This window comes from Flavobacterium sp., assembly GCF_044357305.1.
Lineage (GTDB): Bacteria > Bacteroidota > Bacteroidia > Flavobacteriales > Flavobacteriaceae > Flavobacterium.
This window is the reverse complement of record NZ_JBIKPS010000007.1, coordinates 26,605-41,562: the sequence shown is the minus strand read 5'-3', so window position 1 is coordinate 41,562 and position 14,958 is coordinate 26,605. Positions and strand designations below refer to the sequence as shown.

The 14,958-nt window shown below is 34.1% G+C and carries 9 protein-coding genes and 1 pseudogene; 7 read left to right on the top strand and 3 right to left on the bottom strand.

All coding sequences use genetic code 11. The features are described 5' to 3' along the window. The first annotated feature begins 108 nt into the window (after nucleotides 1–108). The 6 genes from ACIQ2J_RS06540 (at nucleotide 109) to ACIQ2J_RS06515 (ending at nucleotide 6,862) form a co-directional block, all read left to right on the top strand. The gene (locus ACIQ2J_RS06540; RefSeq protein ID WP_396167709.1) at nucleotides 109–1,173 is read left to right on the top strand and encodes an aldose epimerase family protein; all 1,065 of its coding nucleotides are present in this window, start codon (nucleotides 109–111) and stop codon (nucleotides 1,171–1,173) included. A 24-nt stretch (nucleotides 1,174–1,197) separates the two neighbouring features. Then, nucleotides 1,198–2,367 (top strand): galactokinase, encoded by a 1,170-nt coding sequence (gene galK, locus ACIQ2J_RS06535; protein WP_396167707.1) that lies wholly within the window; start codon nucleotides 1,198–1,200, stop codon nucleotides 2,365–2,367. A 2-nt stretch (nucleotides 2,368–2,369) separates the two neighbouring features. Beyond that, nucleotides 2,370–3,419, top strand: coding sequence for a UDP-glucose--hexose-1-phosphate uridylyltransferase (locus tag ACIQ2J_RS06530; protein ID WP_396167705.1), 1,050 nt, complete (start codon nucleotides 2,370–2,372; stop codon nucleotides 3,417–3,419). 3 nt (nucleotides 3,420–3,422) lie between these two features. Beyond that, nucleotides 3,423–4,439: a UDP-glucose 4-epimerase GalE gene (gene galE, locus ACIQ2J_RS06525; RefSeq protein ID WP_396167703.1), complete on the top strand. Its 1,017-nt coding sequence runs from the start codon at nucleotides 3,423–3,425 to the stop codon at nucleotides 4,437–4,439. An 80-nt stretch (nucleotides 4,440–4,519) separates the two neighbouring features. Continuing rightward, nucleotides 4,520–6,208 (top strand): sodium/sugar symporter, encoded by a 1,689-nt coding sequence (locus ACIQ2J_RS06520; protein ID WP_396167701.1) that lies wholly within the window; start codon nucleotides 4,520–4,522, stop codon nucleotides 6,206–6,208. Nucleotides 6,209–6,436: 228 nt separating this feature from the next. After that, nucleotides 6,437–6,862, top strand: a complete 426-nt coding sequence (locus ACIQ2J_RS06515) for a hypothetical protein (protein ID WP_396167699.1) — start codon at nucleotides 6,437–6,439, stop codon at nucleotides 6,860–6,862. A 207-nt stretch (nucleotides 6,863–7,069) separates the two neighbouring features. Here ACIQ2J_RS06515 and ACIQ2J_RS06510 read toward each other — a convergent pair whose 3' ends face one another. From ACIQ2J_RS06510 to ACIQ2J_RS06500, 3 genes and pseudogenes are all read right to left on the bottom strand, one after another. Further along, on the bottom strand, nucleotides 7,070–7,354 hold the full coding sequence (locus ACIQ2J_RS06510) for a hypothetical protein (RefSeq protein ID WP_396167697.1): 285 nt from the start codon (nucleotides 7,352–7,354) through the stop codon (nucleotides 7,070–7,072). Nucleotides 7,355–7,379: 25 nt separating this feature from the next. Then, nucleotides 7,380–11,561, bottom strand: a complete 4,182-nt coding sequence (locus ACIQ2J_RS06505) for a beta strand repeat-containing protein (RefSeq protein ID WP_396167695.1) — start codon at nucleotides 11,559–11,561, stop codon at nucleotides 7,380–7,382. A gap of 662 nt (nucleotides 11,562–12,223) precedes the next feature. Continuing rightward, nucleotides 12,224–13,055: pseudogene (locus ACIQ2J_RS06500) on the bottom strand (transposase). 496 nt (nucleotides 13,056–13,551) lie between these two features. Here ACIQ2J_RS06500 and ACIQ2J_RS06495 point away from each other — a divergent pair. Then, a complete protein-coding gene (locus ACIQ2J_RS06495) occupies nucleotides 13,552–14,928 on the top strand; it encodes a hypothetical protein (RefSeq protein WP_396167693.1) in 1,377 nt (458 codons plus the stop codon). Nucleotides 14,929–14,958: the final 30 nt, after the last annotated feature.

Genomic DNA, 14,958 nt, shown 5'->3' with positions numbered 1-14,958 from the left:
ATTTTTTTTACAAAAATACATAAAAACCGGTAGGTACTAGTATGTAAAATACTGATAATTGATTTAATTTTGAATTTCACTTTTGATAAAATTTTTCTAAAAAAAATAATGAATTCATTTTTAAATACAGGTTCTACAATTAAATTCTATGGATATATGCCTGATGGAGCTATCGTAAACTCTTGTGATTTAACAAATAAAAACGGAATGCAATTGAAGGTTATTACTTTTGGAGCCACGATAACTTCATTAAAAATACCTTTGAAAAATGGTAGTTTTATTGATGTGGTCTTGGGTTTCGATACTTTGGAAGCCTATTTAAATTCTTTCCATTTAAAAAGTGCACCATATTTTGGAGCAACAGTAGGGCGTTATGCAGGCAGAATTAATAATAGTACTTTTAGTTTGAATGGCAAATTGATTGATTTGAACAGCAATAATAATGGGCACTCCTTGCATGGAGGAAATAGTGGCTTTAGCCAAAAACAATGGAAGATAAAAAACGTGAATGAAGGGAAAAACCCATCCATAACTTTAAGTTATTTCAGCCCTGATGGGGAAGAAAATTACCCTGGAGATTTAGCAATAGATTTAACCTACACTTTATCAGATCAAAATGAATTGATTATTGAGTATGTTGCCACTACGTTGGAGGATACAGTAATAAACTTGACCCATCACAGCTATTTTAATCTTGATGGACATAATTCTAATATTCAAGAACAGGATTTGTCAATTAATTCCAATAATATATTGGAAACCAATGAACATAATATTCCAACGGGTCAATTTTTGAATTTAGAAAATAACCTTTTTGATTTTAACCAAGCCAAAAAATGCCCTCAAACAATAGATACTACTTTTGTTTTGAATGATGGTGATAAAATCTCGGCTTCCCTTTTCAACCCTAAAAATAATTTGGGAATGTTGGTATTTACGAATCAACCGGCTGTACATATTTATGTGGGAGGAAATTGTTTTAATACAATAAAAGGCAAAGAAAATGCAGATTACCACCATTTGAGTGGAATTTGTTTTGAAACTCAAAATTTTCCAGATGCACCTAATCACAATCATTTCCCTAATGCTGTTTTAAGAAAAAACGAAGTATATCAACACAAGACTATGTATAAATTTTCAAAATTAGGCAAGGCCAATTTTAAAGAAATTTAAATATAAACAATCAAATTATAAATAATGAATGAGATTTTAATACAAGACACATCTGATTTTTTTAAAGAAAAATATGGAAATGTACCCACTGAAATAGTGCTTTCCCCGGGGAGAATTAATATTATTGGCGAACACATCGATTATAATGATGGGTATGTATTGCCAGCTGCCATTGATAAAATTATTTGTTTTACTTTTAATAAAAACAATTCGGATACCGCCAATATCCAAGCAATTGATTTGAAAGAGTCAATAGTTATTGACGTTACAAAAGAAGAAATAGTAAGTGAAATCGTATGGACTAATTATTTACGCGGTGTTTTGTTTCAATTAAAATTAAAAGGACACAAAATAGGAGGTTTTAACTGCGCCTTTAGTAGTAATATTCCAATTGGTTCTGGTTTATCTTCTTCTGCAGCTTTGGAATGTGGATTTTTATTCGGAATTAACAAAATGTTTAATTTGGGAATAAAACCAATCGATATGGCTTTAATGGGACAAAGTGCAGAGCACTGGGTTGGAATTAATTGTGGTATCATGGATCAGTTTTCTAGTGTAATGGGATTAGAAAACAAAGTAATAAAAATTGATTGCCGTACTTTGGATTATACCTACCACGATGCCGATTTTGTTGATTATTCTTTAATTTTATTAGATAGCAATGTATCACATTCCTTATATACATCCGAATACAATAATCGACGTATAGAATGTGATGAAGGATTAAGCATCATCAATGACAATCATCCTGAAATTAATAGCTTCAGAGACTGTAATGAAGAATTATTAATTGGTTTGAAATCTAAAATGACGGATAATGTCTTTAAAAGAAGTTTATATGCCGTAAAAGAAATAAAACGTGTCATTCAAGCTTGTGCAGCCCTTGATAAAGGAGATATTAAAACATTAGGGGAATTAATGTTTGAAACCCATCAGGGATTGTCTAAAGATTATGAAGTAAGCTGCGCCGAATTAGATTATCTAGTAGATTTGGCCAAAGCCGAAGAGGATATAATAGGTTCTCGATTAATGGGAGGTGGCTTTGGTGGTTGCACCATCACTTTGGTAAAAAAGGGAAGCGAAAATGCCATCAAAGAGAAATTTACCAAATTATATGCAGCCCAGTTTAATATAGAATTAAAAATTTACGATGTAAAAATTTCAAACGGAACATCACTTTATAAAACTAATTAGGAATGAAAAAATTTGATATTCACGAAGATCCGCACAGAAGATACAATCCTTTAATAAACGAATGGGTATTAGTATCGCCACACCGCGCCAAAAGGCCATGGCAAGGTCAGAATGAAACCATTTCTACTGTAAAAATGCCTGAGTACGACCAAGAATGTTACTTGTGTCCAAGTAATGTTCGCGCCAATGGAGAAGTAAATCCGCAATACACTAGCTCATTTGTATTTGATAATGATTTTGCAGCAATGAGGCAAGATGAAATTACTTTTGATGACAATATGGAACCTACTTTTTTTAAAGTCAAACCAGAACGGGGTATTTCGAGGGTAGTTTGTTTCTCTCCAAAACATAATGAAACATTACCCGAAATGGAAGTTGGCCAAATTGAGAATGTAGTTCGTGCTTGGCAAAAAGAATATACGTTTTTAGGAAACAAGGATTTTATAAATTATGTACAGATTTTTGAAAATAAAGGAAGTGTAATGGGATGCAGCAATCCCCATCCTCATGGCCAAATTTGGGCACAATCATCACTGCCCACCCAAGTAGCTCGCACCCAAGCCAATTTGAAAGTATATTATGACCAACATAAAAGGAGTTTGTTGCAAGATTATTTAACCCAAGAACTGCAACAAAAAGAACGTATTGTTATCGAAAACGAGTATTTTGTGGCTTTAGTGCCTTTTTGGGCAATTTGGCCTTTTGAAACACTAATTATAAGCAAGCGCCACTTTGGTAGAATCACCAATATGACCGCCTCCGAAATCACTTCCTATGCAGCGATATTGAAAATTTTGACCATAAAGTATGACAATTTATTCGAGACTTCTTTTCCTTATTCATCAGGAATTCATCAAGCGCCAACCGATGGGGAACTTCACCCAGAATGGCAATTTCACATGCATTTTTACCCGCCTTTGTTGCGTTCCGCTTCGGTTAAAAAATTTATGGTAGGATACGAAATGATGGGGGAATCACAACGGGATATTACACCTGAAAAAAGTGCCCAAATGTTAAGAGGTTTGTCCGACGTACATTATAAAAGTAAATAAGACATGAAAATAGTAGTAACTGGAGGTTTAGGATTTATCGGTTCACATACAGTAGTAGAATTGCAAAATAAAGGTTTTGAAGTTGTGATTATCGATAATCTTTCCAACTCTTCTGAAGCAGTTTTGAAAGGTATTGTAGCCATTACTGGTAAAAATCCCCTATTTGAGAAATTAGATTTAAGGGAAAAAGTATCGGTGCAAGAATTTTTTAAAAAGCACAATGATGTAAGTGGTGTAATTCACTTTGCAGCTTCAAAGGCAGTAGGCGAAAGCGTTAAAAATCCATTGTTGTATTATGAAAATAATATTGCTTCTCTGGTATATTTGTTGCAAGAATTAGAACAAAAAGCCGAAGCCCATTTTATTTTCAGTTCTTCCTGCACGGTTTACGGTCAAGCCGATGTCATGCCAATTGATGAAAATGCACCTATCAAACCCGCAATGTCTCCTTATGGAAATACCAAGCAAATAGGGGAAGAGATTATAACTGACGTTGCAAAAGTGAGTACTATCAACGCAATTTTGTTGCGTTATTTTAATCCAATTGGTTCGCACCCATCTGCAGAAATAGGAGAATTGCCAATTGGTGTTCCTCAGAATTTGGTTCCATTCATTACACAGACTGGTATTGGTTTGCGAAAGGAATTAATGGTTTATGGCAATGATTATCCTACAGTTGATGGAACTTGTATTCGAGATTATATTCATGTAGTCGATTTGGCTAAGGCACACGTAGTGGCTTTAGAACGCCTTTTAGAAAATAAAAATGAAGAAAAAGTTGAAATTTTCAACTTGGGAACAGGAATAGGTAGCTCCGTTCTTGAAGTGATATCGAGCTTTGAAAAAGTAAGCGGAAAACCATTTCCATATAAAATTGTTGACAGAAGAGAAGGAGATGTCACCATGGCTTATGCCAGTACAGACAAAGCTAATACTATCTTGGGCTGGAAAACAGCATCGACTTTGGATGAGGCAATGGAAAGCGCTTGGAAATGGGAACAGAAAGTTAGGAAAAAATAACTTTCAATAGAATCTCTAAATAAACATAGATTATCAATTTTTTTATACTATTATTTTAATTAACCTAAAAAACCAAAATTATGAATACACTACAATTTACAGACTACATGGTCTTTCTTGTTTACTTTTTTATAGTAGCTGGATATGGCTATTGGATTTACAAACGAAAACAAACAGCCAAAAACTCTGCTTCGCATGATTACTTCTTGGCTGAAGGATCGTTAACTTGGTGGGCTATTGGTACTTCCTTAATTGCTTCCAACATTTCTTCTGAACAATTTATTGCCATGTCAGGAAATGGATTTAAAATGGGATTGGCAATCGCAACTTATGAATGGATGGCAGCCTTAACCTTGATAATTGTTGCCGTATTTTTTATTCCTGTTTACCTAAAGAATAAGATATATACAATGCCGCAGTTCCTTAATCAAAGATACAACGGAGATATTGCTATGATTATGGCTGTTTTCTGGTTGTTATTGTATGTAATTGTAAATTTGACTTCTATACTATACCTTGGGGCCTTAGCTATCAATGGAATTTCAGGTATTAATCTCGATTTGTGCATGTATGGTTTGGCATTCTTTGCTATTATTATTTCGCTTGGAGGTATGAAAGTTATCGGTTATACCGATGTTATACAGGTGGTATTCCTAATTTTTGGAGGTTTAGTAACTACATATTTAGCATTAGATAAAGTAGCCGAATTAAATGGACAACACGGAATGGTAAGCGGATTCAATTATATGATGAATCAATCTGGTGACCATTTCCACATGATATTTCAAAAAGACAGTCCAAATTTTCCAAGTTTACCAGGACTTACCGTTTTATTAGGAGGTATGTGGATTGTGAACTTGAATTATTGGGGTTGTAATCAATACATAACTCAAAGAGCTTTGGGAGCTGATTTAAAAACAGCGAGAACTGGAATTCTATTCGCTGCTTTCTTGAAATTATTAATGCCTGTTATTGTTGTTTTACCTGGTATTGCTGCTTATGTAATCTATACAAAAGGAGGATTACAAACAGAATTGTTAGGGCCTGACGGCGTTTTAAATCCAGATAGATCCTACCCTGTATTATTAAATTTATTGCCAGTTGGGTTAAAAGGTTTGTCTTTTGCTGCATTGACCGCAGCAGTTGTTGCGTCATTAGCAGGAAAAGTGAATAGTATTGCTACTATTTTTACATTGGATATTTACAAGAAAAAAATTGATGTAGATTGTAGTGAACAGAAAATGGTTAAAGTAGGAAAATGGGCTGTGTTTATCGCTATGATGTTAGCAGTAATTATTGCTCCACACTTAGGAATTGATAAAAAAGGGGGATTCGAATTTATTCAAGAGTACACTGGATTTGTTAGCCCTGGAATTTTCGCCATGTTTGTTTTAGGATTCTTTTGGAAAAAAACGAGTTCTAATGCTGCCCTATTTGCAACTATTGGAGGTTTTATATTGTCAGTGGTATTTAAGTTTTTACCCAATTGGATGAATTTAGAATTTTTAAATTCAACAGGATTCTCAGTATTAGTCCCTCAAGAGAATGGAACAAGTTTGTATGAAATTCCATTCATTGACCGTATGGGATTTGTATTTGTAATCTGTGTGGCTGTAATGATAGTTATTAGTTTATTTGACCAAAAAAGAGGAATAAAATCGAAAGGATTAGAAATAGATTCATCCATGTTTAAAGTAAATAGTGGCTTTTTAGCTGGTAGTTTATTAGTAACTGGTATCTTGGTTGCCTTGTATACTATTTTCTGGTAGAAACTGGTTCGTTTTTATATTTCAAAGCCCCATTATAAATTTAATGGGGCTTTTCTTTGGTTTATATTGGACTGAAGAAATATTGAAGCTATTTGAAACTAAAAGACCAAGTGTATGAGACTTTTTGAAAATTCGAAAGTGGTCTAAAATATTTTAATTTGTATTTACTATATTTTTATAAAAACGAAATTAAAAAAATATACTTTACCCATTCTTCTAATTGTTTTTTTGTTTGTATCCTCTGGCTACAGTCAAAAATTGGTCTATGAAATAGGACCATTGGTGTTAAAATCCAATTCCTTAGAAGATGGATTAGGACAATTTGTAACTACCGATTTGCTAAATGCCAGTCCCAAAAACACTATTGCATTAAAACCAGAGGCTACACCCTTGACCAAAAAGATGTGGGCAATTGCCCTCAATGATGTCGAGCTCAACTTGATTACCAACGATCATGGGACTTATTTTGCCGCAGGACGACGGTACACCGACCGTGTTTATACCCGTGACATATCCTATGCAGTAATTTTAGGTCTTAATGCTTTGTGCCCCAAAGAGATGATGACTTCACTTCGGGTAACAAGAAATGTAGTGTCTAAAATGGGTTACAAAGTTTCAATAGAAGGGGTTGTTAAAAAAATCGATGCTCCTTGAAAAATAAATACTGATGCTAGAAAACAAATTAGGGCACTATTCAAAAGCTACAGTATTACCCGGAGCAGGAGTGCCAGAACAAGTTCCTTGAGCATCAGCAGTTATGTTTTCTAAATTTCCATTTGATTTATTGTCTTCTCTAGTTATGCTTATCCATTCAAGCTAGACAAGAGTATCAATCAAAACACGACGATTTTTAAGGCTTTATTATTCATAAGTTCCCATTGGTTTATTTCGCAATTTTTGATTTTTCTTTAGTAGTCTAAATCCTAAATGTATTCCTATTAATAGCATAGGTAGCAAGTAATCGTCTATAGGAAAAGCAGCTTCATCGATGGTAGTACTTTCTAAATCTTCATCCTCAGTATCATCTCCAATAGTTTTTGCAGAACTTTGTGCAAAATTATCACTTATTCCAAGTTGTGCAAAACCGTTTAAATTAGATAAATTTATCAAACAAAACACAATTATTTTTAGTACATTATTTTTCATGTTTTCTATTTTTTTTTAAATAGGATTATTGAATTATTTTTTTAGTGATTTTACTTCCATTGGCAGCAGTAATTTCCACTAGTAACACTTGATTGGTAGCCGTTGTTGACAATTTAGCTTCTGAGGCATTGATTTGTTTTTTCTCCACCAACAAACGCCCTTGTAAATCATACACACGAACACGCTCCATGATGGTTGTACCAGAATTGATTTTAATTTCGCCATTTTCACCAAAAACAATCACGCTATTGGCCGTAAATGTTGGATTGTTAACTCCCAATGTACTTTGGTACACCACTTCAAATCTTGAATTGAATGTTCCGATGGTACTTGCAAAAGAGTAACTTCCTGCGCTTAAATCAACAACCGTATTCAGCAAATTGTCTTTCAAGAAAACCGCTTGACCTGTACTGAACAATCCATCAACGTGGTCAATAGCAATGTTGTAGTTTCCTGCTGTATTGGTTTTGAAACCTAGCGGAACCGTATCTGTCGTTGCAAAAGGAAGCGCGCGACCTTGAATGGTATATTCCTCGTCATTGATTATAGATGTTAATGCAATTGGGGCATCATTGATGTATTTACCATCAATAGCATTGTCTACGCCTGAAGTAGCTTCTGGCAGGTATCCTACTAACATTTGGCTAAAAAACCCAGTAGTTGTAGTCAAATTCAACCAAAAACGGCTTCTTTCCTCTGTAGATGTTCTAAGAAAAACAGCTGAAGTACTTGGATTTACTCTCATGCCATTGGTAAAATTTAAAGTGATGTCAGCACTAGGAGAAACAAAAAACCCTTGTCCAACGGCAATATCTTCAGAAGGTGTTAACCCTCCTGACGCAGCTGTTTCACCAACTGAATTTCTAGTTGCATAAGCTGTTCCAGAGGCTCCATTTGTTTTTCTCCAGAAATATAAGGTCCCTGCGTATGGGTTTTCGTTATAAAATACGGCTACATTTATAGTTGAAGGATACGGATTTCCAACAGCATAGTAATTTCCTGAGATAAGTCCCTCCACTGAAATGTTTCCATTGTGAGGTTTTCCTGTGAAAACACCATTAAAAGTGTATGGAGTTCCAGCATTCCAAGTATTAGGAGCTCTTATTAAGTAACCCTTTGCATCAGCAAAGTTCGTTGTTGATGACACTGCGCTGTACAAATCGGTAGCTGAATCATAAGTATAAAAACGTGTTGCCAAAGTGTTTGGCGAGAAATCCTGCAATTCCTGACTTACCACTGGCGAACTCCATAACGTATAATCATATAATTGAATAGAAGCGCTGTTTCTTTTTACAGTAATAGCTCCTGAATTTGCATTTCCTATAGTAGCACTTCCTTGAATCAGGTTGGTATTGTTTTCAAATACCACCGATGGTGTTGTTAAAGTTGAACCGTTAATCAAGTTATTTTTTACAGTTAAATTACCTGAAGTTTGTGTAAAAGAACCTGAACCAGAAACATTCAAATTATTATTTACGGTTTTGTTTGCACTTAAAGATAGAGATGCTGTTCCTGAAATAGTAAGATCATTTAAAACTGTACCGTCAGCTGGCATCTCGTGCCCTGGAGTTTGAGCACCCGTACCATTATAAGTAACATTTACTAAACTTCCAAAAATTGGTGCTGAAGCTAATGACCCATCTTTACGAATTATCGTCGCTGGACTAACTACTGAGTCGACTGTCAAACTACCTAAAGTAACATTATTAGTCGTGTTAGTAAGAACTCCGCTAGTCAAAGTTAAATTTCCATTTACAGTAACTGGATTCGTCAATGTTAGTCCTGAAATATTAGTGACGTTAAAATTTTTAACCGTTGTAGGCAAATCAGCTCCTGTAACTTGAGCTGAAGTTCCAATATAAGTATAATTAGCGGATGGACTATAGGTACGAGTTGTAGTTCGGATTGGACCATCAGTCGTGTTTAAACCATTTGCATTAGCTATCTGAACAGTACAATCAGCACCAACAGTGAAAGTTCCAGCTCCAGTTATTCCGTTTGGGGAAGTTGGATTTGAAGCGTCTAGTGTACCGCCAGTAATTGTATTTCCATCGCTTGTTATGCTACTTACCAAATTCATAGTACCTCCCGAGGCAACATTTAAAGTACCAGGTACATAAGAAGTAATGATACCCGTTAATGTTGGCGAAACATTTATTTTTGTCGCATTAATTATTCCTCCTGATTCAACATTTAAGGTGAACGTTTTACCTGTAGAAGCTGTCGACTGTAAATTACCTCCGATATTTAGGGTTCCGTAAACATTAACAATGACATTGGATGGTGCAGGAGTCTGCCCATTTGATGTGTTTGAAAAGTTACCTCGTAATGTGACGGTTTTACCCGCATTAAAAGTATAAGTAACAGGGATATCCATATCCACAGTACCATATGTTCGCAAAGAACCCGCCGTTTTAGTAAACGTAACATTCGCATCGAACGTAACATTCGCAGGGGTTGTTGTTACGGTTGTTGACACCGGTTTCATAGAATACGGATAAATACTACCACTACCACTAATAGTTAGATTACTTCCAGCATAATCAAGCGATAGATTTTTTGTACTATTATCAACAGCAGGAACTCCCGATTCTGAATTTCCAAAACTACCATTACAAACAAAAGAAGTACCATAAACTGTTAATATTTTATCACCACCCAATGGCGACACTAAACTACCTCCGGCGTTTATTGTTATGTTATAACAGGACTTGTTTGAATTTACATTTACACTATGACCTGCAGCAATAGTTACATTATCATCTAGCCCAGGAGCAACACTACCAACCCAAGTTGTTCCAGTTCCCCAATCACCAGTTCCAGCTGATACGATATTATTGCGAGCGGTAAATTGATTGTTTGTTGCCGGAGATGTAGTTAAATAGTTTTCGGTTCCACCAGAACCATTAAAGGAATACACTTTAACATAATAAGCGGTATTAACACTAAGTCCCGTAACGCTCACACTAGTTCCTGTGCCATTATAAACTACTCTGCCATCTCCAATTAATTGCCCTGATGCGTAAGCGGTATTGGCTGTATAAGAAACAGAATCAGAAGGATCGGTACTAACTGCACTTCCTGCTTTAATAATAACAAGACTGTTTGAACCATTACCAGCTGACCAGTTAATGTCAAAACTAGTTGTTGTTACATTAGCAAAAGTAAGTCCAGATGCTTGAGATGTTGGTTCTGTTACAGCAGCTGCAGCTGCTGTCGTGGAAGATTCATAACTAAGCGGAGCAGAATAGTTAAACGCTTTATCAACTGAATATATACGATAATAATATGGTGTTGAAGCAGCAAGTACTGCATTAGTTAGTCCAAGTCCTGTATCTGTAAAAGAAGTTCCCGTTCCAATATAAACTACAGTCTCTCCTATAGCGAGAGTATTACCTAGGCTATAAATACCTTTCACATTTGGGTTCGTACGTGTATCTGGATTTGCCGGAGCAGTAGTTCCACGAACCACGACATAACCTCCACCATCAACTCCACCAGAATCTGCGATCCAAGAAATAGTTTGTGAATAAGATAAAAGATTTGATGTAGCAGCTGAATTTGCAGTTAAAGGAGCTGTTCCATCTGCAGCATCAGAATTGGTAGAAACTGGATAAATAGCAAAATCATCAAATTCAAACGTACCAGTATTTTGCACATTTATAGTAGCATATAAAAAATCATTAGCTGCATTCGCAAAATTAATAATACCTTCATAGAGAGACCATCCAGTTTTATTTTCACTTGTAAGCGTAGTTGAATTTTTGTTGCCAGGAGCAACAAAAGCGGAAGCCTGAAGAGTACTACCAGTAGGTGCTCCATCTAAATCCCCCTTATAATAAAATTGAATTCTAAAATATTTTCCAACATCTTCGGTTCTCATAACACTTGTTGGCGATTGAATTTTTCTTTGATTTGTGCCAGTTTGAACCATTTTCACATAATTAACTCCTGTGCGTGGAGTTGTAATTTCTTTAGTAACTGTTACAGCTGTAGCTGAACTTTTCGTCCAAGATGTAGTGGCTGTTGAAACAATATTAGTGTTTGCAAAAGTAAGACCAGTATCGGGTCCTTCAAATCCACCGTTCATATTGGGATAAGCACCAATAACTTGTTGCCCATAGCCTAGATTTGTAAATAGCAACAGCAAGAAAATGCTGTAAAAAAAGCTTTTTGGTTTATTTAATTTAAGTAATTTGTTTTTCATAATTATTTTATTTTGGTTAAATTTTCTGGGTTAATATTTTGTAAATATAAAGTTACCTCTAAAACATAATAGGTAAAAAAGTACCATTTATAAGGTTGAAAAGTTTCAAACTGTTTATCAATATGAACCCGTTGGGTGTAATTAAATTTTTTATATTTTAATAATTGCAAACTACTGGTTTCTTTATTTTTTTAATTAATAAATGATTCATAAAATATATTTAATTAATAAGTTTAATAACACTGCGATTAAACTAAAATTTCAATAATTACATCGCAAAATAAAATATTTTAAAGAAAAAAAAAGTCCGAAAAAAGGATAAAAATTGTACCGCATAATTTAACATGCCGTATTTTTAAATAAAGAAAATAGTGGGAAATACTATTGCTATTAGCTGGAGAACTATTATTATACAGGAAATAAAAAGTTAACAAATCGTAAAATTTTCAGTAAAAAAATCAGATAACATAAAAAAATGAAAACAAAAAACTAATAAATCAGTTAAATTATAGTGCTTATTAAAAAATAGAGTGAAATTATTTGAGGAAATTATAAATAAAATGGCTATTACTATACAACGATATATACAAATCAGTTGACCATTAAAAAAAGAAAATAAATGAATATATAAACTAATCCGTTGGGTGTATTTAATTTATTAGTTATATAATGTTATTTATAGGTCTTTCAAAAATATATTTATTAATAAATTGTACCAAAGTTAAAGCTGTTATTTTTGCTTAAATTCTTGTTTAAAAACCTTGAAAAGATTTCGCATAATTTCGTCTAATCATAAATTAATCATAAATTAATCATAAATTAATCATACAATTGTGAAAACAATGTTTCTATTCTTTTTCTTGATTTTCTATAGTCGTAAGCCTTTATTAAATAGCCTTTTAATTCGTCCTTTTTGGTGTTTCTAATTTAACGTTTGCCGTCTGAAATAAATTTAATACTTTGAGATAAAAACCTCCGTACCCAAGTATTAAACAATCAGATATTTGTTGTTTTATGTTTTTAAAAATTGATGTCATTAACTTCTGCTTTAGTAGTGTCTAAAGAATGAAAAACACCGGTAATTAAAAAAAATCAGTGTAGTTTATATACATAAGACCAACTGTTTTGTGAAGCACAAAAATCTTTGGAGGGAGCAGTTTAAAATTTGTTTTTACATATTTTAATTCTGTTGTGTCGTGAAAATTTACAAATTTCTAGCATCATACTTTCCAATATTAAATAAACATCAAATTCAAAATAATTAGAAGCTAATTTGTCCTTACTTTTTATGAATATAAAAAAAAATTCTACTTTTTTTATTGAACTGACTACAATCTATAAGATTACGAATTTCATAGGAATTAATCTGTTTGAAAAGTGATTTTTCACAATTAATCGACATAAATTCAGCTGTCAAATTCAGCCCAATAATCTCTAAATCAGACATTTTATTATTCTGCCAACTCCGGATTTATATTCTAATTCACAATTCAAAGTACCTATAACTTCTAAAACTCTTAAATGATTTTTAGCTAGATTCTTCATAAATGTTTGGTTGTTTAGCGACTTCAAGACGCTAAATTTCAATATCCTGACCAACATTTAATCAACATATTTAATTTCAATAATTGCACCGAACGTATTATAGTGTAATACTACCTTTAAAAACATCATTTTGTGGATGAAATAAATACTATCTTACTTCAGGGGTAATGCGTTTAAAAAGAGATTGATAAAAGAATATTTTGTTCTCCGTTGAAATTCGTTCCTAAGTAAGAAATAGAAGGCGTTCTCTTCTAAAATAGAAGGCTTGACTATGCTATTAAAAAAATTATTTTACGATCTTAAAGCAGTCAATTACAAATAAAATAATCACCCCCAATTTCTTTATTTGAAACAAAAAGACCAAGTGTATGAGACTTTTTCGATAGCCGAAAGTCGTCTAAAATATTTTAATTTGTATTTTACTATTTTATTTATAAAAAAGAAATTGAAAAAGTATACTTTACCTGTTCTTCTAACTGTTTTTTTGTTTGCATCCTCTGCCTTCAGTCAAAAATTGGTGTATGAGCAACGACCATTGGTATTGAAAGCCAATTCCTTAGAAGATGGGTTAGGACAATTTGTAACTGCCGATTTGCCAAATGTGAGCCCCAAAAACACTAGTGCATTAAAACCAGAGGCCACACCTCTATTCAAAAAAATGTGGGCAATCGCCCTTAATGATGTCGAGCTCAACTTGATTACCAACGATTATGGAACTTATTTTGCTGCGGGACGACGCTATACAGACCGAGTGTATACTCGCGACATTTCTTATGCGGGAATTTTAGGTCTTAATGCTTTGTATGCCAAAGAGATGATGACTTCACTCTGTGTAACGAGAAATGTAGTATCTAAAATGGGTTACAAAGTTTCTACAGAAGAGATTATTAAAGAAATTGATGCTCCTTGGGAAGTAATTACAGACGATAGAAAACAAATAATGGCTCAGTTCAAAAGTAACAGTATTACCCGTCGTACCGATGATGTAGTCTGGATTTGGGCTGCGGATGATTTGTTTAAATCACATCCTGAAGTAGCCGACTGGAATTGGTTTTACACTAATGGTAAAAGTAATTTTGACACCCTTTATGCTCCTTGGCATGATAAAGCAGATGGTTTATACAGAGGTCAAAACACTTTTCAGGACTTGCAATCCGATGGCTATCCAGAGGGCTATTCCCAGGCTGATTGTGTGTTGATAAAAAGTACCTCTACCAATTGTTTGTACTATAAAGCAATGCTGTCACTAGCTAATGCTGCTCAAAAGTGTAACTTACCCGAAGAATCAAAAGCTTGGACAAAAAAAGCTCAGTTGCTCAAAAAAGCTATTCTCAAAGAATTACTATTGCCCGATGGCACTTTTACTTACTTTAAAGACAAAAACGGAAAAGTATTGCCCAACCAGCACAATCTGGGAACGGCTTTTGCAATTCTATTTGGTATTGTAAAAGGAGAAGCCGCCAGAAAAGCAATAAACAATTATCCCCACAATCAATACGGAATCCCTTTGATTCATCCGTTTTTAGGTGATGGAAAAGGAGATCACAATGCCGCCGCTTGGCCTTTTTGCGATACTTTTTTCTTGCAAGCCAAGGAAATTGCAGACGGTAAAGACTATACAGGTTATAATGCGGCATTACTGGCACGAACAATGGGAACTAAATTTTCTGAAAAAAGAGATAAAGAATGGGGCGGTTTTGGTTCGTTTCACGAAAAAGTACCCTTGCCCTCCGGTTTAATTTCGGGTTCGGGTTCACAACTATGGACATCGGCGGCTTTTATGAACGTATGTTTGAGAGCCAAACTTGTTGATTTAAAATAATTTAGATGAAGTCAAACAGCATTAAATCAA